At 66.8% G+C, this 25,563-nt stretch carries 21 protein-coding genes; 16 read left to right on the plus strand and 5 right to left on the minus strand.

Features of this window, described 5'->3' with window-relative positions; genetic code table 11:
- Positions 1 to 40: 40 nt before the first annotated feature.
- From mutT to D6850_RS14190, 3 genes are read right to left on the minus strand one after another with little or no spacing between them, the layout of a single operon-like run.
- Complete coding sequence (gene mutT / locus D6850_RS14180; protein ID WP_121168116.1) at positions 41 to 439, minus strand: 8-oxo-dGTP diphosphatase MutT; 399 nt, start codon at positions 437 to 439, stop codon at positions 41 to 43.
- Positions 436 to 1,665 carry a bifunctional glutamate N-acetyltransferase/amino-acid acetyltransferase ArgJ gene (gene argJ, locus D6850_RS14185; protein WP_121168118.1) on the minus strand — a complete coding sequence of 410 codons (1,230 nt, stop codon included), beginning with the start codon at positions 1,663 to 1,665 and terminating at the stop codon, positions 436 to 438. The genes mutT and argJ overlap by 4 nt, the downstream gene beginning before the upstream one ends.
- 4 nt (positions 1,666 to 1,669) lie before the next feature.
- Positions 1,670 to 2,530 carry a peptidylprolyl isomerase gene (locus D6850_RS14190; protein WP_121168120.1) on the minus strand — a complete coding sequence of 287 codons (861 nt, stop codon included), beginning with the start codon at positions 2,528 to 2,530 and terminating at the stop codon, positions 1,670 to 1,672.
- 190 nt (positions 2,531 to 2,720) lie between these two features.
- Between D6850_RS14190 and secA the strand changes: the two genes are divergently transcribed.
- The 3 genes from secA to D6850_RS14205 all read left to right on the plus strand — a co-directional run bounded on the left by secA (position 2,721) and on the right by D6850_RS14205 (position 8,135).
- Positions 2,721 to 5,432: a preprotein translocase subunit SecA gene (gene secA, locus D6850_RS14195; RefSeq protein ID WP_121168122.1), complete on the plus strand. Its 2,712-nt coding sequence runs from the start codon at positions 2,721 to 2,723 to the stop codon at positions 5,430 to 5,432.
- A 136-nt stretch (positions 5,433 to 5,568) separates the two neighbouring features.
- Positions 5,569 to 6,552 (plus strand): hypothetical protein, encoded by a 984-nt coding sequence (locus D6850_RS14200; RefSeq protein ID WP_121168124.1) that lies wholly within the window; start codon positions 5,569 to 5,571, stop codon positions 6,550 to 6,552.
- Between the two features lie 23 nt (positions 6,553 to 6,575).
- Positions 6,576 to 8,135 carry a substrate-binding domain-containing protein gene (locus D6850_RS14205; RefSeq protein WP_121168126.1) on the plus strand — a complete coding sequence of 520 codons (1,560 nt, stop codon included), beginning with the start codon at positions 6,576 to 6,578 and terminating at the stop codon, positions 8,133 to 8,135.
- A 64-nt stretch (positions 8,136 to 8,199) separates the two neighbouring features.
- Here D6850_RS14205 and radC read toward each other — a convergent pair whose 3' ends face one another.
- Positions 8,200 to 8,961, minus strand: a complete 762-nt coding sequence (radC, locus tag D6850_RS14210; protein ID WP_121168128.1) for a RadC family protein — start codon at positions 8,959 to 8,961, stop codon at positions 8,200 to 8,202.
- A 102-nt stretch (positions 8,962 to 9,063) separates the two neighbouring features.
- Between radC and D6850_RS14215 the strand changes: the two genes are divergently transcribed.
- The 9 genes from D6850_RS14215 (at position 9,064) to D6850_RS19535 (ending at position 19,016) form a co-directional block, all read left to right on the plus strand.
- Positions 9,064 to 9,480 carry a protein tyrosine phosphatase family protein gene (locus D6850_RS14215; RefSeq protein ID WP_121168130.1) on the plus strand — a complete coding sequence of 139 codons (417 nt, stop codon included), beginning with the start codon at positions 9,064 to 9,066 and terminating at the stop codon, positions 9,478 to 9,480.
- Between the two features lie 3 nt (positions 9,481 to 9,483).
- A complete protein-coding gene (locus tag D6850_RS14220; protein WP_121168132.1) occupies positions 9,484 to 10,191 on the plus strand; it encodes a 2-dehydro-3-deoxygalactonokinase in 708 nt (235 codons plus the stop codon).
- A 115-nt stretch (positions 10,192 to 10,306) separates the two neighbouring features.
- Positions 10,307 to 11,551 carry a multidrug effflux MFS transporter gene (locus D6850_RS14225; RefSeq protein WP_206019280.1) on the plus strand — a complete coding sequence of 415 codons (1,245 nt, stop codon included), beginning with the start codon at positions 10,307 to 10,309 and terminating at the stop codon, positions 11,549 to 11,551.
- 73 nt (positions 11,552 to 11,624) lie between these two features.
- The gene (locus tag D6850_RS14230) at positions 11,625 to 12,272 is read left to right on the plus strand and encodes a helix-turn-helix domain-containing protein (protein ID WP_121168136.1); all 648 of its coding nucleotides are present in this window, start codon (positions 11,625 to 11,627) and stop codon (positions 12,270 to 12,272) included.
- Between the two features lie 131 nt (positions 12,273 to 12,403).
- Positions 12,404 to 13,297, plus strand: a complete 894-nt coding sequence (locus D6850_RS14235; RefSeq protein WP_121168138.1) for a class II glutamine amidotransferase — start codon at positions 12,404 to 12,406, stop codon at positions 13,295 to 13,297.
- A gap of 1 nt (position 13,298) precedes the next feature.
- Positions 13,299 to 13,985, plus strand: coding sequence for a GltB/FmdC/FwdC-like GXGXG domain-containing protein (locus tag D6850_RS14240; RefSeq protein WP_121168140.1), 687 nt, complete (start codon positions 13,299 to 13,301; stop codon positions 13,983 to 13,985).
- An 8-nt stretch (positions 13,986 to 13,993) separates the two neighbouring features.
- A complete protein-coding gene (locus D6850_RS14245; protein ID WP_206019282.1) occupies positions 13,994 to 15,340 on the plus strand; it encodes an FMN-binding glutamate synthase family protein in 1,347 nt (448 codons plus the stop codon).
- An 81-nt stretch (positions 15,341 to 15,421) separates the two neighbouring features.
- Entirely contained in the window at positions 15,422 to 16,750 is a 1,329-nt protein-coding gene (glnT, locus tag D6850_RS14250) for a type III glutamate--ammonia ligase (RefSeq protein WP_121168142.1), read from the plus strand.
- A 115-nt stretch (positions 16,751 to 16,865) separates the two neighbouring features.
- Entirely contained in the window at positions 16,866 to 19,016 is a 2,151-nt protein-coding gene (locus tag D6850_RS19535) for an OmpA family protein (protein ID WP_166434075.1), read from the plus strand.
- A 69-nt stretch (positions 19,017 to 19,085) separates the two neighbouring features.
- On the opposite strand, the gene fdhF is transcribed toward D6850_RS19535, so the two are convergent.
- The gene (gene fdhF, locus D6850_RS14265; protein WP_121168148.1) at positions 19,086 to 21,866 is read right to left on the minus strand and encodes a formate dehydrogenase subunit alpha; all 2,781 of its coding nucleotides are present in this window, start codon (positions 21,864 to 21,866) and stop codon (positions 19,086 to 19,088) included.
- Between the two features lie 191 nt (positions 21,867 to 22,057).
- Between fdhF and D6850_RS14270 the strand changes: the two genes are divergently transcribed.
- From D6850_RS14270 to D6850_RS14285, 4 genes are read left to right on the plus strand one after another with little or no spacing between them, the layout of a single operon-like run.
- A complete protein-coding gene (locus D6850_RS14270) occupies positions 22,058 to 22,708 on the plus strand; it encodes a histidine phosphatase family protein (RefSeq protein WP_121168150.1) in 651 nt (216 codons plus the stop codon).
- A gap of 19 nt (positions 22,709 to 22,727) precedes the next feature.
- Positions 22,728 to 23,345 carry a glutathione S-transferase family protein gene (locus D6850_RS14275; protein ID WP_121168152.1) on the plus strand — a complete coding sequence of 206 codons (618 nt, stop codon included), beginning with the start codon at positions 22,728 to 22,730 and terminating at the stop codon, positions 23,343 to 23,345.
- A 9-nt stretch (positions 23,346 to 23,354) separates the two neighbouring features.
- Positions 23,355 to 24,410, plus strand: a complete 1,056-nt coding sequence (locus D6850_RS14280) for a saccharopine dehydrogenase (protein WP_121168154.1) — start codon at positions 23,355 to 23,357, stop codon at positions 24,408 to 24,410.
- Entirely contained in the window at positions 24,407 to 25,561 is a 1,155-nt protein-coding gene (locus tag D6850_RS14285) for a saccharopine dehydrogenase family protein (RefSeq protein ID WP_121168156.1), read from the plus strand. The genes D6850_RS14280 and D6850_RS14285 overlap by 4 nt, the downstream gene beginning before the upstream one ends.
- The last annotated feature ends 2 nt before the right edge of the window (positions 25,562 to 25,563 follow it).

Here is a 25,563-nt window from a genome sequence, read left to right on the forward strand (position 1 = left end):
GTTCAGATGGTTGGCGATTTGTCGCCGATTCGGCGCGCGCTCAGAGCCAGTCGCGCAGGATCGGGATCAGCGGCAGGTCGGCGGGCGGCATGGGATAGCTGCGCAAATCGTGCGCGCGCACCCATCTCAGCGCCTGGCCCTCGCGGCTTTGCGGGATGCCCTCCCATTTGCGGCAGGCGAAAAGCGGCATCAGCAGGTGGAAATCCTCGTAACCGTGGCTGGCGAAGGTCAGCGGCGCAAGGCAACTGGCCCAGGTGTTGATGCCCAGTTCCTCTTCGAGCTCGCGGATCAGCGCCGCCTCGGGCGTCTCTCCGGGTTCGACCTTGCCGCCGGGAAATTCCCACAGGCCCGCCATCGGCTTGCCCTCGGGGCGCTGCGCGAGCAGCACGCGGCCGTCGACGTCGATCAGCGCCACGGCGGAGACGAGGACGGTTTTCAAGAGCGGTAATCGGCGTTGATGTCGATATAGCCATGCGTCAGGTCGCACGTCCAGACCCGTGCGGTGCCCCCGCCAAGGCCGAGATCGACATGAATCACCAGGTCCTGCCGTTTCATGTAGGCCGCCGCGTCCCCTTCGGAATAGTCCGGGCTGACCCAGCCGTCGCGCGCGACGAGGATATCGCCGAACCAGATCGAAAGCGTGTCGCGGTCGGCGCGCGCGCCCGACTTGCCCACGGCCATCACGATCCGGCCCCAGTTCGGGTCCTCGCCCGCGATCGCGGTCTTGACCAGCGGCGAATTGGCGATCGACTTGGCGTGAACCTGCGCCTCGGCGTCGCTATGGGCGCCGGTCACGGAAACCTCGACGAATTTCGTCGCGCCCTCACCGTCCCGCACGACCTGATGGGCAAGGTCCAGCATGACGCGCCGCAGCCCTTCCATGAAGCCGACCGAATTCTCGGTGATCGTGACGCCCGACGCGCCCGTGGCGGCGACGAGAAGCGTGTCCGAGGTCGATGTGTCGCTGTCCACCGTAATGCAGTTGAACGTCTTGGCGTTGAGTGCGCTGACCATGGATTGCAGCACCGGCAGATCGGCGCGGGCGTCGGTGAAGATATAGACCAGCATCGTGCCCATGTCGGGTTCGATCATGCCGGATCCCTTGGCGATCCCGGTGATGCGCACAGCCTCACCGTCGATCAGCACTTCGGTCGCCGCGCCCTTGGGGAAGGTGTCGGTCGTCATGATCGCATGGGCCGCTTCGGCGATGCCGTCGCGCTTCAGCGCGCCGGTCAGCTCGTCTATCGCGGCGATGATGCGGTCGTGTTTCATCGGCTCGCCGATCACCCCGGTGGAAGAGGAGAACACCCGCGCCTCGGGGATGTCCAGCGCCTCGGCGACCGCGCTTGTGACCGCACGCACCGATTCGATCCCGCGCCTGCCGGTAAAGGCGTTTGCGTTTCCCGAATTGACGATGATCGCCGCGCCCGCGTCGTCATCGCGCCCGATCTTGGCCTGGCAATCGAGCACCGGCGCCGCCCGCGTGGCCGAGCGGGTAAAGACGCCCGCGACGGTCGCGCCGGGATCGAGCGCGGCCAGCATCACGTCCGTGCGCCCGCTGTAACGGACGCCGGCGGCGACGGTGGCGAAGCGCACGCCTTCGATCACCGGCAGGTCTGGAAAGGCCGCCGGAGCGAGAGGGGAGACATGGGTGATCTTGGCCAAGGGTCTAGTCTTCCAATAGTTCGTATTGGTTCAGAAGCTCAGGGTCGATCGCATCGCCGGTTTCGCGGTCCACCTCGGATTCTTCCAGCAGTCCTTCTACATACGTGTTGAGCGCGTCCTGGCGCACCTGTTCCTCGATCTCGTCGCGCACGTCGTCGAGTTCGGGGCGGTCCTTGGTCCGGGTTTCGTTGAGCTTGATCACGTGCCAGCCGAATTGCGTCTGGACGGGGTCCGACACCTCGCCCGGCTCCATCCCTTCGACGGCGTCCTGGAACTCTTCGACCATCATGCCGGCGCTGAACCAGCCGAGCGCGCCGCCCGAGGGGCCCGAGGGGCCGGTCGAGTGTTCCTTGGCCAGCTCCGCGAAATCGGCGCCGTCCTCCAGTTCGGCGATCAGCTTCTCGGCTTCTTCCTTCGTCTCGACGAGGATATGCGCGGCGCTGTATTCCGTCACGTCCGGCGCTTCGGCGTATTTCGCGTCGAACGCCGCCTTGATCGCCGCGTCGCTCAGCGCGCTTTCGGTGATGCGGCCGATCTCCTGGCTCGCGGCCACCGCGCGGCGTTCGTTGTCAAGCGCGAGCCGGCCGGCGAGCGACAGGTCGCCCTCCATGTTCTGCTCGAGCAGCGTCTGCTGGATCAACTGGTCGAGGATGCCCTTGTAGAGAACCTCCGGCGGCACCTGGGCGAATTGCGCCGGCAGCCCGGCCCGCAGCGCGATCATGTGGCCCAGCGTGATGTCCGTTCCGTTCACCGACGCCACAACGGTGCTGGCGTCCGGCGCATCCTCGGCGTCCGCCGCGCCGGCGGCCAGCGGGGCGATGGCGATCAGCGCGCTCAGTGCGATTGGTTTCAGACGGTCGAACATATGGTCTATCCCTTGGTTTGCGCCGCGCCCCCGCCTTGCCGGGACGCGGCGTTGACACTCTGCCAGCAGGGTCTTACATCGCCTTGTGATCAAGGCATTCCCGCTGTCGTTCGCCCGTTGTAGGCGCGCAACGGAAACGGGGCAAGTCATTGCCATACACAAGAGATCAAATCACCGGAACGGATTGCACATGCTGGGTATAGGAACGGTCGCGCGAAAGGTCTTCGGCACGGCGAACGACCGCAAGGTCAAGGCGACCCGCGGACTCGTGGGAAAGATCAACGCGCTCGAACCCGAGATCGAGGCGCTTGACGATGCGGGCCTGATCGCGCGGACCGAAGAACTGCGCGAACGCGCGCAGGCCGGCGAGTCGCTTGACGCGCTGCTGCCCGAGGCCTTTGCCAACTGCCGCGAAGCGGCGCGCCGCGCGCTTGGTCTGCGCGCCTTCGACGTGCAGCTCATGGGCGGGATCTTTCTGCACCAGGGTAACATCTCGGAGATGAAAACCGGCGAGGGCAAGACCCTGGTCGCCACCTTCCCGGCCTATCTCAACGCGCTGACCGGCAAGGGCGTGCATATCGTCACCGTGAACGACTACCTCGCGAAACGCGACGCCGAATGGATGGGCAAGGTGTTCGCGGCGCTCGGCATGACCACCGGCGTCGTCTATCCCGACCAGACCAACGAGGAAAAGACCGCGGCCTACGCCTGCGACGTGACCTACGCCACCAATAACGAGCTGGGCTTCGACTACCTGCGCGACAACATGAAATCCGAGCTGAGCGAGATGAGCCAGCGCGGCCACAACTTCGCCATCGTGGACGAGGTCGACAGCATCCTGATCGACGAGGCGCGCACGCCGCTCATCATTTCGGGGCCGGCGCAGGACCGCAGCGATCTCTATATCGCCATCGACAAGCTGATCCCCGAGCTGAAGGAAGAGCATTACAGCATCGACGAAAAGACCCGCAACGTCACCTTCACCGACGAGGGCAACGAATATCTCGAGGAACTTCTGGTCATCCGCGGCATCCTGCCCGAGGGTCAGTCGCTCTACGATCCCGAAAGCACGACCATCGTGCACCACGTCAACCAGGGCCTGCGCGCGCACAAGCTGTTCGCCAAGGACAAGGAATACATCGTCCGCGACGGCGAGGTCGTGCTGATCGACGAATTCACCGGGCGGATGATGTCGGGGCGGCGCCTGTCGGACGGTCTGCACCAGGCGATCGAGGCCAAGGAAGGCTGCGACATCAAGCCCGAGAACGTCACGCTCGCGAGCGTCACCTTCCAGAACTACTTCCGTCTCTACGACAAGCTGAGCGGCATGACCGGCACCGCGCTCACCGAGGCCGAGGAATTCGCCGAGATCTACGGCCTCGGCGTGGTCGAGGTGCCGACGAACAAGCCGATCGCGCGGATCGACAAGGACGACGCCGTCTATCGGACCGCGGAAGAGAAATACAAGGCCGTCATCAGGGCGATCAAGGAGGCCCACGAGAAGGGGCAGCCGACGCTTGTCGGCACCACCTCCATCGAGAAGTCCGAGATGCTGAGCCAGATGCTCGACGCCGAGGGCGTGGCGCATAACGTTCTCAACGCGCGCCAGCACGAGAAGGAGGCGCAGATCGTCGGCGACGCCGGCAAGCTGGGCGCGGTGACGATCGCCACCAACATGGCCGGGCGCGGCACCGACATCAAGCTGGGCGGCAACGTGGACATGAAGGTGCTCGAAGCCATCGCCGCCGATCCCGAGACCGACCCGGCCGAGATCCGCGCCCGCATCGAGGCCGAACACGAGGCCGCCGAGAAGGCGGTGATCGACGCCGGCGGGCTCTTTGTCCTCGCCACCGAACGGCATGAAAGCCGACGCATCGACAACCAGCTTCGCGGCCGGTCCGGACGGCAGGGCGATCCGGGGCAATCGGCTTTCTACCTCTCGCTCGACGACGACCTGATGCGCATCTTCGGGTCCGAGCGGCTCGAAAAGGTGTTGTCGGGCCTCGGCATGAAGGAGGACGAGGCGATCATTCACCCCTGGGTGAACAAGAGCCTCGAGCGCGCGCAGGCCAAGGTCGAGGGGCGCAACTTCGACATCCGCAAGCAGCTGCTGAAGTTCGACGACGTGATGAACGAACAGCGCAAGGTGATCTTCAAGCAGCGCCTCGACATCATGCGCGCCGATGACCTCAGCGACATCGTCAAGGACATGCGCAACGAGGTGGTCGACGACCTCGTTGATCAGTTCATGCCGCCCAAGACCTATGCCGAACAATGGGACATGGAGGGCATGCACGCCGCCATCGTCGAGCAGCTCAACATGGATCTGCCGGTGCAGGAATGGGCCGACGAGGAGGGCGTCGACGACGAAGATATCTCCGAGCGGATCGAGAAGGCCGCGAACGAGATGATGGCCCAGAAGGCCGCGGCCTTTGGCCCCGCCAACATGCGCATGGTCGAGAAACAGGTGCTGCTCCAGACCATCGACACCAAGTGGCGCGAGCATCTGCTCACCCTGGAGCACCTGCGCAGCGTCGTGGGCTTCCGCGGCTACGCGCAGCGCGATCCGCTCAACGAGTACAAGACCGAGGCGTTCCAGCTGTTCGAATCCATGCTCGACGGGCTGCGCCAGGACGTGACGCGCCAGCTTGCCCAGGTTCGCCCGATGACCGAAGAGGACCGCAAGGCGATCATGGAGCAGATGGCCCAGCAGCAGGCCGCGCTCGAGGCGCAGGCCGACGCCGCGCGGACCTCCGAGGACGGCCCGCGGGGGGAAAACGCCGCGGCGGTGGAGGGCTTTGACGAGAACGATCCCGAAACCTGGGGCAACCCGGGGCGCAACGCGCCGTGCCCTTGCGGGTCGGGCAAGAAGTTCAAGCATTGCCACGGACGCCTGGCCTGACCTAAGCGCGCTGACGTCGCTAAAATCCTGCCGGATCGCCACAATGCGGTCAGAATGACTCCGCGCGGTGGCCATATGCCTGCCGCTTTGATCGCGCATGTTGCCCGCAACCCATTCTCGGTTCGGGAGGCATGCAATGTCCAGGATTAGATTTTTGACGCTCGGATGCGGCACGGTCGCCGCGGCGCTGTTCGCCGGCTATTTCATCCAGCACAGCGACGCGTCCGCCCCGGCTGTCGCGGCTCCGGCTGAACAGCCCGACGGCATGTCCGGGGCGGCGGATGAGGTCAATCTCAACTCGATCACGCTGACCTCGGCCCTGCCGGAAGCCCCGGCAGAGATGAGCTTTGCCGCGCTGCCGACGCCCGAGATCACGCTTGCGGCGCTGGACGACACGCCGATCGGCGACATGCCCGGCGAAGAGCCGGCCCCCGCCTTCAACTGCGATTACACGCTTGACGCCACGCCCGCGGCCGGCGCGATGGTTGATCTGAACCTTGCCGCGCCCTGCGCGCCCAACGAGCGGTTCACCCTCCATCACAACGGGCTGATGATCTCGGCGGTGACGGATGCCGACGGGCAATGGAGCGCACAGGCGCCCGCGCTTGCGCGCACGGCGGTCTATATCGTCGCCTTTCCGAACGGCGACGGGGCGGTGGCGAACGTGTCGGTGCCGTCGCTTGATCAGTACGACCGGGTCGCGGTCCAGTGGCGCGGCGACAGCGGCATTCACATTCATGCGCTGGAATACGGCGCGGATTACGGCGAGGCGGGCCATGTCTGGGCCGACGCCCCGCACGGGGTCGAACAGGCGGTGGCCGGCGACAGCGGTTTCCTGACTCCGCTTGGCGATCCCAACCTTCCCGACGCGCTGCGCGCCGAGGTCTATACTTTCCCCAGCACGATTGCCGGCGAAGATGGCGATGTGCGCCTTGTGGTCGAGGCGTCGGTGACGCGCGATAACTGCGGCCGCGACGTCGAGGCGCAATCCATCGAGGTCAGCGCCGCCGGCGCCCCCCGGGTGCAGGATTTGACGCTGGCGGTGCCGGAATGCAACGCGGTTGGCGACTTTCTGGTGTTGAAAAACCTGCTGAATGACCTGAAGATCGCGCGCAAGTAATTCGCAGCGATCGGGTCTGACATATGACATGGGTGCGTGCGGCGATCGTCGCCGCACTTTTTCTGATGGGGGCCGCACCGGCTGCGCAGGCGCAGGATGTCACGCTCACATCCCGCGACGGGGCGGTCGAAATCTCGGGCGACCTGCTTGGCTTTGACGGTGAATTCTACCGGGTCGACACGATCTATGGCGAACTGACGGTGGATGGGTCGGGGGTGCTCTGCGAAGGGCCGGGATGTCCCAACCTCGCCGATTACGTGGCCGAAGCGCGCCTGTCCGGCTCTCCGGTCATCGGCCGCGTCCTGATGCCGGCGCTGCTCGAGGCGTTCGCGCTCAAGAACGGTCTCGACCTCGCGCGCGGCGCCGAAGAGGACCGGTCCGTCACCTACACGTTGTCGGACAAGCAAAGCGGCGAGCCGCGCGGGCGGTTCCATTTTCACCTGACCAACAGCGACGAAGGGTTCGCCGATCTCATCGCGGACGAGGCCGACATGGTGATGTCCCTGCGCGAGGCGCGCCCCGCCGAGGTGCGCCGCGCGCGCGAGGCGGGACTTGGCGATCTGACCGATGCGCGCCGCAGCCGGGTGCTCGCGCTCGATGCGTTGGCGCCGTTGGTCGCTGCAGAGAACGACGTGACCGCGATCACGACCTCGCAACTGGCCGCGGTGCTGACCGGCGAAATCGACAACTGGTCGGACCTGGGTGGTCCGGACGCGCCGATTGCCGTGCATCTTCACGATCCGCGCTCGGGGCTCGGGCAGGCGACCGAAGACCAGATGCTGCGCGGCGCGGGGCAGAGTATCCGCGCGGACGCCATGCGTCACGAGGATGGGCCGTCGCTCACCGCCGCCGTCGCGCGCGATCCCTTCGCCATCGGCGTGGGCAGCCGCGCGGAACTCGACCTCACGTTCGAACTGGCGCTCGAGGGAGCGTGCGGCTTCGCCATCAGCGCCACCCGCCGCGCGGTCAAGACCGAGGATTACCCGCTATCGGCGCCGATGTTTCTCTATCTGCCGGCCCGCCGCTTTCCCAAGCTGGTGCGCGAATTCCTCGTCTTCACCCGCGAGCCCGCCGCGCAGCTGGTGATTCGACGCGCCGGTTTTGTCGACCAGCTCCCCGAGGAGATCGAGATCGACGAACAGGGCGACCGGTTCGCCAACGCGATCCTGAACGCCGGCGACGAGGTTACGCTCGAGACGTTGCAGGGCATGGTGCGCGCGCTCGCGCCGCTCAAGCGGCTTACCACGACGTTCCGGTTCGAGCCGGGGTCGATCCGGCTCGATGCGCAATCGCGCTCGAACGTGGCGCAACTCGCCCGGGCGCTGGAAAGTGGGTATTACGACGGTCGGCGCATGGTCTTTGTGGGATTCAGCGACGGGAAGGGGGCGGCGACGGTCAACCGCAACATCGCCCGCCGCCGGGCCCGCGCCGTGTATGACGCCGTGCTGCGCCAGGCCGAGACGCTGAACCCCGCGCGGCTCACGCTTGAGATAGAGGCGTTCGGCGAGGCGATGCCGATGGCCTGCGACGACAGCGACTGGGGTCGCCGGGCCAACCGCCGCGTGGAAATCTGGGTGCGCTGACGCCGCAACTCTCCTTGCAACAATAATTTGCAGGGCTTTTCCGCAAGAGCATTGCCGCTCCGGCTCAGAGGTAGCCTTCGGAGCGAAAGCTCAGCTCGCAGGATTTGCCGATGATGAGGTGGTCATGCAGCGTGACGCCCATCACCGCCGCCGCCTCCGCGATCTTGCGGGTCATGGCGATGTCGCTCTCCGACGGGGTCGGATCGCCGGAGGGGTGGTTGTGCACCAGGATGAGCGCCGATGCGTTGAGTTCGAGCGCGCGCTTGATCACCTCGCGCGGATAGACCGGCACGTGATCGACCGTCCCGCTCGCCTGTTCCTCGTCCGCGATCAGCGTGTTCTTGGTGTCGAGGAAGAACAGGCGGAACTGTTCCGTGCCGCGATGCGCCATCGTCGTGTGGCAATAGTCCAGCAACGCGTCCCAGCTCGAGATCACGTGTCGCCGCATGACCCGCGCCCGGGCGAGCCGCTGGCTGGCGGCCTCGACGATCTTCAGCTCGGTGATGACCGCGTCGCCCACGCCGCTCACCTCGCCCAGTCGCGCGGGCGGGGCGGAGATCACCCCGTTGAAATCTCCGAAACTGTCCAGCAGCGCGCGCGCCAGCGGTTTCACGTCGCGCCGCGGAATGGCGCGGAACAGGACCAGTTCCAGCAACTCGTAATCAGGCAGGGCCTGTGCGCCGCCGCTGCGGAACCGATCGCGCAGCCGCCGCCGGTGGTCGCGGATATAGGAGGGCTGGCACGCCTTCGACCCGACCGGAACGACAGTTTCGTCCGGCTCGAAGAGTGGCAGTGGACCTTCTGCGAATTGGGATTGCCGCGTCATGCGCCCACCTTGACGCCTACGGGGTTAACCGCCGGTTAAGAGGATTGAAATCGCACCCGCATTGACGGCATATTCGGGGGCGTCACCCAAGGAGCCCCAGATATGGACCTGCGCCCGGTCACCGAAGATTTCTCCGTCTCTCCGCAGATCGCGCCCGAAGACCTGCCCGCCATCGCCGCCGCCGGCTATCGATCGGTGCTGTGCAATCGCCCGGATGGCGAGGCGCCGGGACAGCCGGACGTCAAAGCCATCGAGGCCGCGGCAAAGGCGGCGGGGCTCGAATTTCGCGCGGTTCCGATCACGTCAGGACAGGTGACGGAACAGGACCTCGCGGCGTTCAACGCGGCATTGGCGGAGGAGCCTTCGCCGGTGCTGGCCTATTGCCGCAGCGGCACGCGCTGCGTGATGCTGTGGAGCATTGCGCAAATGGGCCGGATGGAGCCCGAGCGGATCGTCGCGGCGGCAGCGGGGGCCGGGTATGACATGTCAGGCCTCGTCGCACAGCTGCAACGAGGCTGAGCCGTGACCCGTTGGCTTGCGGTCGGCCCCGAGGCGGACATGGTGCGCGCCTGCCTCATGGATGGCGATATTCTGCTGGAACAGAGCCTGTTTCGGGATGAGGAGGCGGCGCTTGCCGCCTACCCGGACCATGCCGAGAAGGCGGTTCGCGTCGGCGCCGGCGCGCCGCACGCGACGCCAACGGCGATTTTGCCGAACCTGGTCGCACAAGTTCCCGCCGTGACGCAGGAGACGCCGCCCGATTTGCTTGGCGGCTGGGCGCGTCTGCGGGTCGCCGGAGTGGCCGCATCGCGCCCGCACTGGGAGGGGGTCGTGCTCGATGCCGGGTCCGAGAGCAACCATTGGGTGCATGTCAGCGCGGATGAGATCGTCAGCTTCCAGGGCGCGGCGACGCCGCGCCTGATCGCGGCGCTGGACGGCGCGCCCGTCGCAGATGACGAGGCTGCGGATTCGACCCTGTCCCGGCCCGAAAGGCTCTCTGCGCATCTGCATGGCGCGCTTCTTGCAGGAGATGCGCGCGCCGTCACCGGCCATCTTCTGGGGGCCGAGATCGCGGCCGCGAAACCCTACTGGCTGGGGCAGGAGGTGATCGTGCTGTCGCAAACCGACACGCTCGCCGCGCTGCTGCGCGGCCAGGGCGCGGACGCGGTGACGGCCGCCCCCGACGACATGCTCGCGCGGGGTCTTGCGGCCCGCGCCGCCGGTGGCTGACGGATGGGCGGCGCTGCACGGTTCGGGCGGGAATTCCGTACGCCGCTGTGTCTGGTGATGCCGGACGATTGCGCCTAGGGTCCGCCGGAATATCACGGCAAGGCAAGGCACACTCATGAGCAGACAGAGACGCCGCATCGGTGAAATGCCGGTCCATGGCGAATTGGCCGCGCCCGCGCCCCGGCTGGCCGAGGCGGAATTCGTGACGCTCATCGCGCTGCTCATTTCGATGGTGGCTCTGGGAATCGATACGATGCTGCCCGCGCTGCCGGTCATGGGCGACGATCTGGGCGTGGACGGCAATGCGCAGCAGGCGATCATATCGCTGTTCTTCCTCGGGCTGGGGCTGGGCCAGATGATCTGGGGGCCTCTGTCGGACACGGTCGGGCGCAAGCGGGCGATCTATGGCGGCATGGCGCTGTTCATGGCCGGTTCGGTCCTGTCGGCGCTGACGGGCAGTTTCGTGCTGATGCTCCTGGGCCGTATGATGCAGGGGTTCGGCGCCGCCGCGCCGCGCATTGTCGTGATCGCGATGGTGCGCGACCAGTATGCCGGCGCGGCGATGGCGCGGATCATGTCCACGGTGATGGCGGTGTTCATCGTCATCCCCGCCGCCGCGCCCGCCCTGGGGCAGGGAATCATCGCCATCGCGCATTGGCGGGCGATTTTCGCGCTGTTCTTCGGCATGGCGGTCATCGCGTCGGTCTGGCTGGCCCTGCGCCAGCCCGAAACGCTGACGCCCGCGCGCCGCCGCCGGTTTTCCTTCCACGCGCTCTGGCGCAGCATCATCGAGGTGATGCGCAACCGGGTCGCCGCGGGTTACATGCTGGCGGCGAGCTTCGTCTTCTCGGCCTTCGTCGGCTATCTCGTCACCGCGCAGCAGATTTTCCAGGATCTCTACGGGGTGGGCGATCTCTTTGCGCTTTATTTCGCGGTGCTGGCGCTGGCGATCGGGGCGTCGTCGCTGGCCAATGGCCGGCTCGTGGCGCGCTACCGGATGGCCACCCTGTCGAGGGTTGCCGCCATGAGCATGGTGGCGATCAGCGGCCTCTTTCTGGCTTACGATCTGGCCGTGCCGGGCCCGCCGCCGCTGTGGCTGTTCATGGCGGCGTTCACGCCGCTGTTCTTTGCCGTGGGGATCATGTTCGGCAATCTCAACGCGCTCGCGATGGAGCCGATGGGCCATATCGCCGGGACCGCCGCCGCCGTGATCGGGTCGATGACGACGCTGGTGTCGATGGTGATGGGATCGCTGACCGGTGCGCTTTATCACGGGACGCTGACGCCGCTGCTGGCGGGATTCGCGGTGTTCGGGAGCCTGTCGCTTGGCTGCATCCTCTGGGCCGGGCGGGGGAAATAGCGGGGCTGGACGTTTCCTGCGCGGTTGTGGACTATCCCCCGGCAGGAAACCCCCTATCGCAGGAGTCGTCCCTATGACCCAGCGCAACCCGCCCACGGCCCGCCGGCTGACGCAGGACCCGCACCGCGTCCGCGGCGGGCGCGAGGCGAACCTCGAGGCGGCCATCGGCAAGGAGGTGCGCGCCCATCGCAAGCAGCAGAAGCTGACCGTCGCCGCGCTGTCGGAGCTCACCGGCCTCTCCATCGGGATGCTGTCCAAGATCGAGAACGGCAATACCTCGCCTTCGCTCACCACGCTTCAAACGCTGGCGCACGCGCTGAGCGTGCCGATCACCGCCTTCCTGCGCGGGTTCGAGGAAACCCGCGGCGTGATGCTCACCCGCGCGGGCGAAGGCGTGGAGACGCGGCGCGACGGTACGCGCGCGGGGCATCAATACAACCTTCTGGGCCATATCGGGTCGAACGCGAGCGGCGTCACGGTCGAGCCCTACCTGATCACGCTGACCGAGGCGTCCGATGTCTTTCCCACCTTCCAGCATGACGGGATCGAGACGATCTACATGCTCGAAGGGGAAGTGTCCTACCGGCATGGGAGCGAGGTGTTCCACCTGCGCCCCGGAGACACGCTGTTCTTCGACGCGGACGCGCCGCACGGCCCCGAAGAACTGATCAAATTGCCCGCACGATACCTGTCGATCATCGCCTATCCGCAGGCCAGGTGACGAAGTTCACCCGGATGGGGCGGATCAGCCGATAATAATCCATGATAGGAAACAAAATTTCATGGCAGTTGGCGTCGTTCGAATCCTCTGCTAGCGTCCGATTCGGGATCGTTGCAAAGGGATGATCGGAGATGTGCGGGATCGTCGGACTCTTTCTGAAGGACAGGGCGCTTGAGCCGCGGCTGGGCGCGATGCTGACCGATATGCTCGTCACCATGAGCGACCGGGGACCGGACAGCGCCGGCATCGCGGTCTATGGCGAAGATGCCGGCGCGGGCAAGCTGACGGTGCAATCCGCCGACCCGGCCGCCGATTTCGCCGGGCTGGCGGAGGAGCTGGGCGCGGCCTTGGGCTGTGACGTGCGATTGCGCCCCGTCGATACCCATGCGGTCCTGTCGCTGGACGCCGACAAGCTGGCCGCCGCCCGCGCCGCGCTGCGCGACCTGCGCCCCGGCCTGCGCGTGATGAGCGGCGGCGAGCGGATCGAGATCTACAAGGAGGTCGGCCTGCCGCAGAGCGTGGCGGACCGGTTCGGCATCGCGGGGATGCGCGGCACGCACGGGATCGGGCACACGCGGATGGCGACCGAATCGGCGGTGACGACGATGGGCGCGCACCCGTTCTCCACCGGGGCCGACCAGTGCCTCGTGCATAATGGGTCGCTTTCGAACCATAACAGCCTGCGCCGCAAGCTGCGCCGCGAGGGCATGAATATCGACACCGAGAACGACACCGAGGTCGGCGCCGCCTATCTGAGCTGGAAGATGCAGACCGGCAGCAGCCTCGGTGAGGCGCTGGAAAGCTCGCTCAATGATCTCGACGGGTTCTTCACCTTCGTCGTCGGCACCCGGGACGGGTTCGGCGTGGTGCGCGACCCCATCGCGTGCAAGCCCGCCGTGATGGCCGAGACGGAGAGCTATGTCGCCTTCGGCAGCGAATACCGCGCGCTGGTCGACCTGCCGAGCATCGAGGCCGCCCGCGTGTGGGAGCCCGAACCCGCCACCGTCTATTTCTGGAGCCACTGACATGAGCGACGTCCAGACCATCGACCTCGAGGCGACAGGCCTGCGCGCGATGAACGCGCAGCTTCAGGCGCAGGCGCGGCAGACCAACCGGACCGCCTGGGAAATCGTCAACGCGCGCGGCGCCCATGCCATCGCCGCCGGGCTCGATGCGCCGATCGAGGTGACGGTGAGGGGATCGACCGGGTATTATTGCGGCGGGATGAACCAGCAGGCATTGATCCATGTCCACGGTTCCGCCGGGCCGGGCGTGGGTGAAAACATGATGTCGGGCAGTATCGTCATCGACGGCGACGCCAGCCAATACGCGGGCGCGACCGGGCATGGCGGGCTGCTTGTCATCAAGGGCAATGCAAGCTCGCGCTGTGGAATTTCCATGAAGGGGATCGACATCGTGGTGCATGGCGATGTCGGGCACATGTCCGCCTTCATGGCGCAATCCGGCAACCTCGTGGTGCTGGGCGACGCCGGCGACGCGCTGGGCGACAGCATCTACGAGGCGCGGCTGTTCGTGCGCGGGAAGGTCCGCAGCCTCGGCGCGGATTGCGAGGAAAAGGAGATGCGCGCCGAGCATCTCGATATCCTGCGCGACCTGCTTGAACGGGCCGGGGCGGATGCGCGCCCGGAGGAATTCCGCCGCTATGGCTCGGCCCGCAAGCTCTATAACTTCGACATCGACAACGCGTATTGAGGCCTGCCGTGACCGACCATGACCCCAAGGGCATCCCCCGCACCACCCCGCGCCAGTCCGCGACCTTCAGCCGGGACGTCAACAGCGACATCCGGCGCGCGGCGGCGACCGGCATCTATGACATTCGCGGCGGTGGGGCGAAGCGGCGCGTGCCGCATTTCGACGATCTGCTGTTCCTCGGCGCGTCGATTTCGCGCTACCCGCTCGAAGGCTACCGCGAGGCCTGCGGAACTGACGTGACCCTTGGCGCGCGCCATGCGCAGAACCCGATCCGGCTCGAAATCCCGATCACCATCGCGGGGATGAGCTTCGGCGCGCTTTCCGGCCCCGCCAAGGAGGCGCTGGGCCGCGGGGCGAGCGCGGCTGGCACCTCGACCACCACCGGCGATGGCGGCATGACGCCGGAGGAGCGCGGCCATTCCAAGACGCTGGTTTACCAGCTTCTGCCGTCGCGATATGGCATGAACCCCGACGACCTGCGCCGCGCCGACGCGATCGAGGTCGTCGTCGGCCAGGGCGCGAAACCGGGCGGCGGCGGGATGCTGCTGGGTCAGAAGATCTCCGACCGCGTGGCGGAAATGCGCGATCTTCCCAAGGGGATCGACCAGCGCAGCGCCTGCCGGCACCCGGATTGGACCGGGCCGGACGACCTCGAGATCAAGATACTGGAACTGCGCGAAATCACCGGCTGGCGCGTGCCGATCTACGTCAAGGTGGCGGGCGCGCGGCCCTATTTTGACACCACGCTCGCGGTCAAGGCGGGGGCGGACGTAGTCGTGCTTGACGGGATGCAGGGCGGCACGGCGGCGACGCAGGACGTGTTCATCGAGCATGTCGGTCAGCCCACGCTTGCCTGCATCCGCCCCGCCGTGCAGGCGTTGCAGGACCTCGGCGTTCACCGCGAGGTTCGGTTGATCGTCTCGGGCGGCATCCGCTCGGGCGCGGACGTGGCCAAGGCGATGGCGCTGGGCGCCGACGCGGTGTCGATCGGGACCGCCGCGCTTATCGCGCTCGGGGACAACGATCCCCGGTGGGAGGCGGAATATAACGCGCTCGGCACCACCGCCGGCGCCTATGACGACTGGCACGAAGGGCGCGACCCGGCGGGCATCACCACGCAGGATCCCGACCTGATGGCGCGCTTTGATCCCATCGAAGGGGGGCGGCGGTTGCGCAACTACCTCAAGGTGATGACGCTCGAGGCGCAGACCATCGCGCGCGCCTGCGGCAAGAGCCACCTGCACAACCTCGAGCCCGAGGACCTGGTCGCGCTGACCATGGAGGCCGCGGCGATGGCGCGGGTGCCCCTTGCCGGAACGGAGTGGTACCCGGGCAAGCCGGGCGCGACATTCTAGCAACGGACACCGCGCGGGCCAAAGGCACCGCGCGGTTTCATTTTGAAGCCATAAGAAACTGAAGAACAGGGAAAACCATAGATGAAGACAGACCTTGCCGAATTTGCCGCCAAGAGCGGCGTCAAGTATTTCATGATCTCATTCACCGACCTTTTCGGCGGCCAGCGGGCCAAGCTGGTTCCGGCGCAGGCGATCGCCGACATGGCGCGCGACGGCGCCGGGTTCGCGGGCTTCGCCACCCATCTGGACATGACGCCGGCGCATCCCGACATGCTCGCCATTCCCGACCCTCACTCGGTGATCCAGCTGCCGTGGAAGCCCGAGGTCGCCTGGGTCGCCGCCAACCCGGTGATGGAGGACGCCGAGGTCGCCCAGGCCCCGCGCAACGTGCTGCGCCGGCTGATCGGCGAGGCCGCCGAGGAAGGGTTGCACGTCAAGACGGGCGTGGAGGCCGAGTTCTTCCTGCTCACCCCCGATGGTTCCGACCTCGCCGATCCTTACGATACCGCCGCGAAGCCCTGCTATGACCAGCAGGCGGTGATGCGCCGCTATGAGGTGGTGCGCGAGATCGGCGACTACATGCTCGGCATGGGCTGGGGGCCGTACCAGACCGATCACGAAGACGCCAACGGCCAGTTCGAGATGAACTGGGAATTCGACGACGCGCTGGCGACGGCGGACAAGCATTCCTTCTTCAAGTTCATGGTCAAATCCGTCGCCGAGGCGCACGGACTGCGCGCCACCTTCATGCCCAAACCGGTCGAGGGGCTGACCGGCAATGGCTGTCACGCGCATATTTCGGTCTGGGACGCGCCGGGGGACGCCGCCCGCGTCAACGTCTTCGCCGGTGAGGGCGAGGGCCAGACCGGCGAGGTCGGGCTGGCCGAACGCGGCAAGCATTTCCTCGGCGGGATCATGAAGCACGCCAGCGCCCTGGCCGCGATCACCAACCCGACGGTGAACAGCTACAAGCGCATCAACGCGCCGCGCACCACGTCGGGCGCAACATGGGCGCCCAATACCGTCACCTGGACTGGCAACAACCGCACGCACATGGTGCGCGTCCCAGGCCCGGGCAGGTTCGAACTGCGCCTGCCGGACGGCGCCGTGAACCCGTATCTGTTGCAGGCGGTCATCATCGCCGCCGGATTATCGGGCATCCGTTCCGAGGCCGATCCGGGCAAGCGGCGCGATATCGACATGTATGCCGACGGCCACAAGGTGCGCGGCGCGCCGAAACTCCCGTTGAACCTGCTCGACGCGCTGCGCGCCTATGACCGGGACAAGCGGCTGAAATCCGCGATGGGCGATGAATTCTCGGCCGCCTTTCTCAAGCTCAAGCATGACGAATGGCACGCCTTCACGGCCCATTTTTCGCCGTGGGAGCGGGAACATACGCTGGACATCTGATCGGCGGGACGCCGCTCTGTCCGCTTTCAGCGCGTATTTTTCGGGAACCAAACGCATGTCGCGGGCATGAGTCTCTGACGGCCGAAAACCGGCCCCCACAACGTCAGAGGCCCAAATGAAACTGTCCGCATTGAAATCCTCCACCGCCGCCGTGATGTGCCTGAGCCTGATGGCGCAACCGTTGCCCGTGATCGCGCAGGCTTCCGACACGCTCGAAGCCGCGGAAGAAACCGTGAGCGATGCGACCGACGCCGCGCAGGACGAAGCCGAGAACGCGGCCGAGACCGCAGAGGAAGAGGCCGAGGAAGCCGCCCAGGAGGCGGAAACCGCCGCCGAAGAAGCCGAGGAAGCCGCCGCCGAGAAGGCCGAAGCCGACGCCGCCGCGGCGGAAGCGCAGACGGAGGCCGATCAGGCCGCCGCCGAGATGCAGGCCAAGGAAGACCAGGCCGCTGCGGACGAAGCCGCCGCCGAGGCGCAGGCCGAAGCCGCCGAGGCCGCCGAGGAACAGGCCGCCGCCGAGGCCGAGGCGAAAGCCGCCGCGGAAGCGCAGGCAGAGGCCGAGGCGGAAGCCGCCCAAGTGGAGACCGAGACCGAAGCGGAAACGGAAGCCGAGGTTGAGGCCGATACCGCCGGGCAGGCGGACTCGGACGCGCAGGCGCAGACCGACGCGGAGGCGACCGCTGCCGAGGCGGCCGATGGCTCCGAAGAGGCGAATCCGGACGCCGCCGGGCAAGCCGCTGAAGACGCACCGGAAGGATCCGGGGACGCGCAAGCCGACTCCGGTCAGACAACCGGGGAAGCGAACAGCGACGATGTCCAATCGGGCGATGAAGACGCGACCGGCGCGGACGCCCAGGCCGAAGCCGCCGAAACCATCGAAGATCAAACCGAAGCCGACACCGCCGACGCGACGGACGCTGAAACCACGGAAGCGCAAGCCGAAGCCGACACCGCCGACGGGGCGGAAGCTGAAACCGAAGCGCAAGCCGAAGCCGAGACCAACGACGGGGCGGAAGCTGAAACCGAAGGGCAGGCCGAAGCCGAAACCGCCGACGGGACGGAAACTGAAACCACGGAAGGGCAGACCGAAGCCGAGGTGACGGAAACGACCGACGACGCGGATGCCGGCCAGACGGAAGCCGCCGAAACCGACGCCGGCGAAGCGGGCGGCGAACAATTGAGCGACGCCGAGCGACAGGCGCTCGAGCAGGAGCGCGCCGAGCAGGAAGCCGCCGCCGCCGCGTCAGAGGACGCCGCGACAGAGGAGGCCGAGGTCGAGACCCAAACCGTCACCGAAGAGGACGTGCGCAGCAGCGCCGAGGAGTTCGCGACCGACGTGACCGGCAACGCGCAGGCGACCGCCTCCTCCGAGGACGAAGGGCTTTCGAATCTCGAGAAGGCGCTGCTGCTGGGCGCCGGCGCGGCTGTGGTTGGTGCGATCCTGTCCAATGGCGACAAGGTCGTGTCGAACTCGGGCGACCGGATCGTGGTCGAGCGTGACGGGCAATTGCGCGTGCTGAAGAACGACGACGAATTGTTGCGCCGTCCCGGCGCGCAGGTCCGCACGCAGACCTTTCAGGACGGATCGACCCGCAGCACCGTGGACTATGAGGACGGCAGCCAGATCGTCACCGTCCGCGCCGCCGACGGCACGGTGTTGCGCCGCACGCTGATCCGCGCGTCGGACGGGCAGGAGGTTGTGTTGTTCGACGACACCAAGAAGGCAGAGCCGATCGATTTCGACCGCCTGCCGTCGATGGAGACGATCTCGGCGCGGCAGCGCGACGTGACGCTCGATGACAGGGCGGCGCTGCAGGACGCGCTCCAGCGGGTGAAGCTGGCGGACGTGGATCGCACCTTCTCGCTCCGGCAGGTGCGCGATTACAAGCGGGTGCGCGCGCTCGCACCCGTGATCGAACTCGACGCGATCACGTTCGAGACGGGATCGGCCGCGATCCGCCCGGACCAGGCCGAGGCGCTGGCCGATCTAGGGAAGACGATGCGCGAACTGGTCAAGGAGAACCCGCGCGCGATCTTTCTGGTCGAAGGCCATACCGACGCGATCGGCGACGCGACCTACAACCTCGCCCTGTCGGACCGGCGGGCCGAGACGGTCGCCCTCGCGCTGACGGAGTATTTCGACGTCCCGCCGCAGAACCTCATCACGCAGGGTTACGGCGAAAGCGATCTCAAGGTGCGCACGCTGCAGGCCGAACGCGCCAACCGCCGCGCGGCGGTGCGCAACATCACGCATCTGCTGCACTGAGCGCAGGGCGCTCTCAATCGGCCCAGTCCCGCCCCGGCCTCCGCGCCGGGGCGGTGTGCGTTCGTGGCGCTATTCCGCCGCGACCTGTCCGCTTGCGGGCTCGACCCGGACGGCTGAATACTTGAATTCGGGGATCTTGCCGTAGGGGTCGATCGCCGGGTTGGTCAGGATGTTGGCCGCCGCCTCGACGAAGGCGAAGGGCATGAACACGTTGTCAGGCGCGATGGCGCGGTCGACGCGGACCATCAGGGTGATCGAGCCGCGTTTCGTCGTCAGTCGCACCATGTCGCCCGGCTCCACCCCGAGCTTGCGCAGCGTCGAGGGGTGCATCGAGCAGTTGGCCTCGGGCTCGACCGCGTCGAGCACCGTCGCGCGGCGGGTCATCGACCCTGTGTGCCAGTGTTCGAGCTGCCGCCCGGTGATCAGGACCATCGGGTAATCCGCATCCGGCACGTCGTCCGGCGGGATGATCGACGCGGGTGTGAACCGCGCCCGCCCCTCCGCGCGCGGAAAGCCGTCGCCAAAGACGATGGCCTGCCCCGGATCGTCAGGCGAAAGCGACGGGTAGGTGACCGAGTTCTCCTTCATCAACCGGTCCCATGTGATGTTGTCGAGCGAGCGCATGTTGATCTTCATCTCGGCGAACACGTCCGCCGGGCTGTCGTAGCGCCAGTCGAGCCCGATGCGCTGCGCCAGCTCCACCGTGATCTTCCAGTCCTCGCGCGCGTCGCCCGGGGGCGAGAGGGCGGGGCGGCCCATCTGCACCTGCCGGTTGGTGTTGGTCACGGTGCCGGATTTCTCGAAGAAGGTGGAGGCGGGAAGGATCACGTCGGCGTAGTTCGCCGTTTCGGTAAGGAAGATGTCCTGCACCACCAGGTGTCCGAGCTTGGCGAGCGCGTCGCGGGCGTGTTCCACGTCCGGGTCGGACATGGCGGGGTTCTCGCCCAGGACATACATGCCGCGCGTGTTGCCGGCATGGACGTCGTCCATGATCTCGGTCACGGTAAGCCCCTTCTCGGCGCTGAAGTCGCCCGACTCCCAGACCTCGGTAAAGGCGCTGCGCACGCCGTCGTCGGTCACGTCGAGATAGTCGGGCATGAACATCGGGATCAGCCCTGCGTCCGATGCGCCCTGCACGTTGTTCTGCCCGCGCAGCGGATGCAGCCCGGTGCCGGGGCGGCCAACCTGCCCGGTCATGAGCGCCAGGCTGATGAGACAGCGGGAATTGTCGGTGCCGTGGATGTGCTGGCTTACGCCCATGCCCCAGAAGATCATTGCGGCGCGCGCGCCCGCGAACGTGCGCGCCACGTCGCGCAGCGTGGCGGCGGGAATGCCGCAGATGGCCTCCATCTTCTCGGGCGGGAAATCGGCCAGGTGCGCTTTTTCCGCTTCCCAGTTCTCGGTATAGGCGTCGATATATTGCTGGTCGTAGAGCTTTTCCTCCACGATGGTGTGCATGATCGCGTTCAGCATCGACACGTCGGCGCCCGGCTTGAACTGAAGCATGTGCGAGGCGAAGCGGCGCAGTCCCACGCCGCGCGGGTCCATGACGATCAGCTTGCCGCCGCGCTTGGTGAACTGCTTGAAAAAGGTCGCGGCGACGGGGTGGTTCTCGATCGGGTTGGCGCCGATCACGATGGCCACGTCGGCGTTCTCGATCTCGTTGAAGGTGGCGGTGACGGCGCCCGAGCCGACATTCTCCATCAGCGCGGCGACCGAGGACGCATGGCAGAGACGGGTGCAGTGATCGACGTTGTTGTGTCCGAAACCCTGGCGGATGAGCTTCTGGAAGAGGTAGGCCTCTTCGTTGGTGCACTTGGCGCTGCCGAACCCGGCGACCGATGCGCCGCCGTGTTCGTCCCTGAGCCGTTTCAGCCCGCCGCCGGCGAATTCCATCGCCTCGTCCCACTCGGCCTCGCGGAAGAAGGTCCGCCAGTTGTCGGGATCGACGTTGAGCCCCTTGGCGGGCGCGTCGTCGCGACGGATCAGCGGTTTGGTCAGGCGGTGTTCGTGGTGGATGTAGTCAAACCCGAACCGTCCCTTGACGCAGAGCCGGCCTTCGTTCGCGGGGCCGTTGATGCCGTCCACCTTCTTGACGCGCCCGTCCTTGACCTTGACGCTGATCTGGCAGCCGACGCCGCAGAAGGGGCAGATGCTTTCGATTTCGCTGTCGTAATCGGCGCTGTCGCCGACCTGATCCGCGTTCACCACGCTGGATTCGATCAGCGCGCCGGTGGGGCAGGCCTGCACGCATTCGCCGCAGGCGACGCAGGTGGAATGGCCCATCGGATCGGCGAAATCGAAGACGGGATACGAGTCGTGCCCGCGTCCGGCCATGCCTATCACGTCATTGACCTGCACCTCACGGCAGGCGCGCACGCAGAGGCCGCATTGGATGCAGGCGTCGAGGTTCACCGACATCGCGACATGGCTGTCGTCAAGCAGCGGAATGCGCCCCTCCTCCAGCTTTGGAAAGCGGCTTGTCGAGACGCCCTGCATCGCGGCCATGTCCCAGAGATGGCTGGACTTGTCATGCGCGCGTTCCTGTTCCGGCTGATCGGCGATGAGCATCTCCATCACCATCTTGCGTGCGGCTGAGGCGCGGGCGCTGTCGGTGGTGACGACCATGCCCTCGGCGGGTTCGCGGATACAGGACGCGGCGAGCACGCGCTCGCCCTCGATCTCGACCATGCAGGCGCGGCAGTTGCCGTCGGGACGATAGCCTGGCGCGGGCTTGTGGCAGAGATGCGGAATGATGAGGCCACGGCCGTTGGCGACGTCCCAGATCGTCTGGCCCGGCTGGGCCTCGACCTCTTTGCCATCGAGTGTGAATCGGATGATGTCGGACATGTCGGCCTCCCTCGGTACGCCGTCATTCTAGACCACGAAAGCCAAATGAAAAGGCCGCCAATCCCGACGCCTGCAACGAGTTTTACGCCATTCCGACCCGGAAGCGGGCCGGCTCGCGGAAATCGCGCGCGCCATCTTTTACCCGGCGGTTCGGCGGGGTAGGTTGCGCGTGTCAGCCAAGGGGGGGCCGAGTGACGGAAATCGTGATCGTGCGGCACGGGCAGGCCAACAGCGCCGCCACGGACGAGGAAGGATATGACCGGCTCTCGGATCTCGGGCGGCGGCAGGCGGCGTGGCTGGGCGACCACCTGGCGGCAACCGATCCGCAGTTCGATCACGTCATCACCGGCACGCTGCACCGGCAGGCCGATACGGCGCGCGCGATGGGGTATGAGCCGCAGGTGCGTGACCCGCGCCTGAACGAGATGACCTATTTCGACCTCGCCCGCGCGATGGAGATGCAGCATGGCGTGCCGGCCCCCACCACCGCCGCCGAATTCGCCCGCCACCTGCCCGAAGTGATGACCATGTGGGCGGAAGGGCGGCTCGACGCCGTTCCCGAAAGCTTCGATGCGTTTCACATGCGCGTGACGGAACTACTCGGAGAACTGAGCGCGCGCCGGGGGCGGGTGCTTGTGGTAACCTCGGGCGGCGTGATCGGCATGGCGCTGCGGCATGTGCTATCGCTCGACACCGGGGGCATGGCGCAGATCATGTTGCAGGTGATGAATAGCTCTGTCCACCGGATGAGCTATGTTCACGAGCGGCTGATGCTGGCCGGGTTCAACGCCACGCCGCATCTGGACGCCCCCGACCGCGCCCATGCGCGGACCTTCATCTGATCCCGGAAAGGATAGCCCGATGGAACTCTACTACGCCCCCAACACGATCTCGATCGCCTCGGCCATCGCCCTGCACGAGGCTGACGCCAAGTTCACCCTCCGCGCCGTCGACTTCAAAGCGGGCGAGCAGACCAAACCCGTCTATCACGCGATCAATCCCAAGGGCCGTGTGCCGGTGCTTGATCTCGGTGAGACGCGGCTGACCGAAACCGGCGCGATCCTCGAATATATCGCGGCGACGCATCCCGACGCGGGCCTCATGCCCGATGATCCGATCGATGCGGCGCATGTGCGGATGGTGATGTATTACCTGGCCAGCACGATGCACGTGAACCACGCGCACAAGATGCGCGGCGCGCGCTGGGCGGACAAGGAGGACAGCCTCGCGGACATGAAGGCGAAGGTGCCCGAGACCATGACCGCAAGCGCGCAATACGTCGAGGAGAACTGTCTGCGGGGCGTCTACACGCTTGGCGATCGGATCAGCATTGTCGATCCCTATCTCTACATCCTCTGCAACTGGCTGGTGGGGGACCGGGTCGATATTGCGCCGTTCGAGCGGATCCGCGCCTTCCTCGAGGCAATGAACGCGCGCGCCTCGGTCAAGGCCGTGCGCGATGCCGGCATGCTCTCGTAAGGGGAAGACATGACACATCTTTGGGTAAGGGCCGAGCAGCGCCCGCATGAGGAGCGCGTCGGCCTGACGCCCGAGGGCGCGGCGGAACTGATCGCGGCCGGCATGACCGTCACGGTCGAGCAGAGCCGCAGCCGCGCCATCCCGATCGACGGCTACGCCGCGGCCGGATGCAGCATCGCGCCCGAGAACGCCTGGCCCGACGCGCCGCGCGACGCGATCATCTTCGGGCTGAAGGAACTGCCCGAGGATGGCGCGCCCTTGTCGCACCGGCACATCATGTTCGGCCATGCCTTCAAGGGCCAGCATTCGGGCCGCGCGCTTCTGGACCGCTTCGCGGCGGGGGGCGGCGCGCTTTATGATATTGAATACCTGGTGGACGGGGACGGCCGCCGCGTCGCCGCCTTCGGTTACTGGGCGGGCTTCGCGGGCGCAGCGATCGCGCTGAAATCATGGGCGGCGCAGCAATCAGGCGGCATCTGCCCGCCGGTCGCCGCCTATTCGGGCAAGGACGCGATGCTTGCGGATCTTGCGCGTGACCTCGGGGGGCAGGCCAGTCCGACGGCGATCATCATCGGCGCGCTGGGCCGGGTCGGAACCGGGGCGGCGGATCTCTGCGCCCTGATGGGGATAGACCCCACCCGCTGGGACATGGCCGAGACCGCATCGGGCGGGCCGTTCCCGGAAATCCTTGCGCATGACGTCTTTCTCAACTGCATCTTCGCGCGGCCGGGCACGCCGGTCTTCGTGCCGAAATCCGCACTCGGTTCCGACCGGGCGCTCAGCGTCGTCGGCGACATCGCCTGCGACCCCGACAGCGATTACAACCCGGCGCCGATCTACGACGCACCGACCGACTGGACCGCGCCGGCGGTGCGGGTGCACGACGCGCCGCCGATGGACGTGATGGCGATCGACAACCTGCCGTCGCTCCTGCCGGTCGAATCCTCGCGCGATTTCGCGGCGCAACTCTTGCCCTCGCTGAAAACACTGGGCAATCTGGACGCCGGCGTCTGGAAACGGGCGGAAACGACATTCAGAGACGCGATGAGGGAACTGAACACATGACGATCCACTGGTGCGGCGCCGGCCTCTCGGCGATCCCGGGCCTGCGCCGGCTGATCCAGGCGGGGCATGAGGTCACCGTCTGGAACCGCTCGGTCGAGAAGGCCGAGGCGGCGGTCGGCGATCTCACCCAGCGGATCCAGGCGTTCGACATGGACGCGCTCACCGCCGAGGCGCAGGCGGGCGATATCGTGGTCTCCATGCTGCCGGGCGACTGGCATGTGCCGCTGGCCGAGATGGCGATCGCCAAGGGCGCGCATTTCGTCAGTTCCTCCTACATCTCGCCCGAGATGCGCGCGCTGCACGCAAGGGCCGAGGCGGCGGGCCTGCGCCTCGTCAACGAAATCGGGCTCGACCCCGGCATCGACCATCTGATGGCGCATGCGCTGATCGCCGATTACCGGGGCGGCGACGCCTGTGACGCGGACAACGACCTGTCGTTCATCTCCTATTGCGGCGGCATCCCGAAACACCCCAACCCGTTCCGCTACAAGTTCAGTTGGTCGCCGCTCGGCGTGCTGAAGGCGCTGCGCTCGCCCTCGCGGTCGATCCGGGATCATGCGGAGCGCAAGGTCGCCCGGCCCTGGGACGCGATCAGCAGCTACACTGCCCCGCTGCCGACGCCCGAGACCTTCGAGGTCTATCCCAACCGCGACAGCGTGCCCTTCATCGAGCAGTACGGCTTTGACCCCGACTGGAAGGTCAAGGATTTCGTGCGCGGCATGTTGCGGCTGGGCGGCTGGGCCGAGGCGTGGAAGGACGTGTTCGCCGAGGTCGAAACGCTCGAAGGCGCGGCGGGCGATGCGCGGCTGAAGGAGATGTCGGACGCCTTCTGGGCCGAGAACGCCTATGACGAGGGCGAACCGGACCGCGTCGTGCTCTGCGTGTCGCTCAAGGCCGAGCGCGACGGCGCGACCCGGTGGCACAAGACATTCGTGATGGACGCCTGGGGCGACGCGCGCGGCACCGCGATGGCGCGGCTGGTGTCGATCCCGCTGTCGCTGGCGGTCGAATCGGTCGCCAATGGCGAGATCCCGGCAGGGGTTTCCGCGGCGCCCGACGACCTCGGGCTGGTCGAACGCTATCTCGGCGAAGTCGCCACGCTGGCGCAGCACCTCGCGGTCGTGGACCACACGAAGCCGCCCGAGAGCTGAGC

Source organism: Roseovarius spongiae, from assembly GCF_003651245.1.
Lineage (GTDB): Bacteria > Pseudomonadota > Alphaproteobacteria > Rhodobacterales > Rhodobacteraceae > Roseovarius > Roseovarius spongiae.

Bases quoted from the DNA above. Each gene is read 5' to 3' on its own strand.
- D6850_RS14235 (WP_121168138.1), top strand. From the start codon at position 12,404: ATGTGCGGGATCGTCGGACTCTTTCTGAAGGACAGGGCGCTTGAGCCG.
- D6850_RS19535 (WP_166434075.1), top strand. From the start codon at position 16,866: ATGAAACTGTCCGCATTGAAATCCTCCACCGCCGCCGTGATGTGCCTG.
- D6850_RS14280 (WP_121168154.1), top strand. From the start codon at position 23,355: ATGACACATCTTTGGGTAAGGGCCGAGCAGCGCCCGCATGAGGAGCGC.
- D6850_RS14225 (WP_206019280.1), top strand. From the start codon at position 10,307: ATGAGCAGACAGAGACGCCGCATCGGTGAAATGCCGGTCCATGGCGAA.
- secA (WP_121168122.1), top strand. From the start codon at position 2,721: ATGCTGGGTATAGGAACGGTCGCGCGAAAGGTCTTCGGCACGGCGAAC.
- D6850_RS14275 (WP_121168152.1), top strand. From the start codon at position 22,728: ATGGAACTCTACTACGCCCCCAACACGATCTCGATCGCCTCGGCCATC.
- radC (WP_121168128.1), bottom strand. From the start codon at position 8,961: ATGACGCGGCAATCCCAATTCGCAGAAGGTCCACTGCCACTCTTCGAG.
- D6850_RS14215 (WP_121168130.1), top strand. From the start codon at position 9,064: ATGGACCTGCGCCCGGTCACCGAAGATTTCTCCGTCTCTCCGCAGATC.
- D6850_RS14285 (WP_121168156.1), top strand. From the start codon at position 24,407: ATGACGATCCACTGGTGCGGCGCCGGCCTCTCGGCGATCCCGGGCCTG.
- D6850_RS14200 (WP_121168124.1), top strand. From the start codon at position 5,569: ATGTCCAGGATTAGATTTTTGACGCTCGGATGCGGCACGGTCGCCGCG.
- D6850_RS14190 (WP_121168120.1), bottom strand. From the start codon at position 2,530: ATGTTCGACCGTCTGAAACCAATCGCACTGAGCGCGCTGATCGCCATC.
- fdhF (WP_121168148.1), bottom strand. From the start codon at position 21,866: ATGTCCGACATCATCCGATTCACACTCGATGGCAAAGAGGTCGAGGCC.
- D6850_RS14240 (WP_121168140.1), top strand. From the start codon at position 13,299: ATGAGCGACGTCCAGACCATCGACCTCGAGGCGACAGGCCTGCGCGCG.
- glnT (WP_121168142.1), top strand. From the start codon at position 15,422: ATGAAGACAGACCTTGCCGAATTTGCCGCCAAGAGCGGCGTCAAGTAT.
- D6850_RS14205 (WP_121168126.1), top strand. From the start codon at position 6,576: ATGACATGGGTGCGTGCGGCGATCGTCGCCGCACTTTTTCTGATGGGG.
- D6850_RS14230 (WP_121168136.1), top strand. From the start codon at position 11,625: ATGACCCAGCGCAACCCGCCCACGGCCCGCCGGCTGACGCAGGACCCG.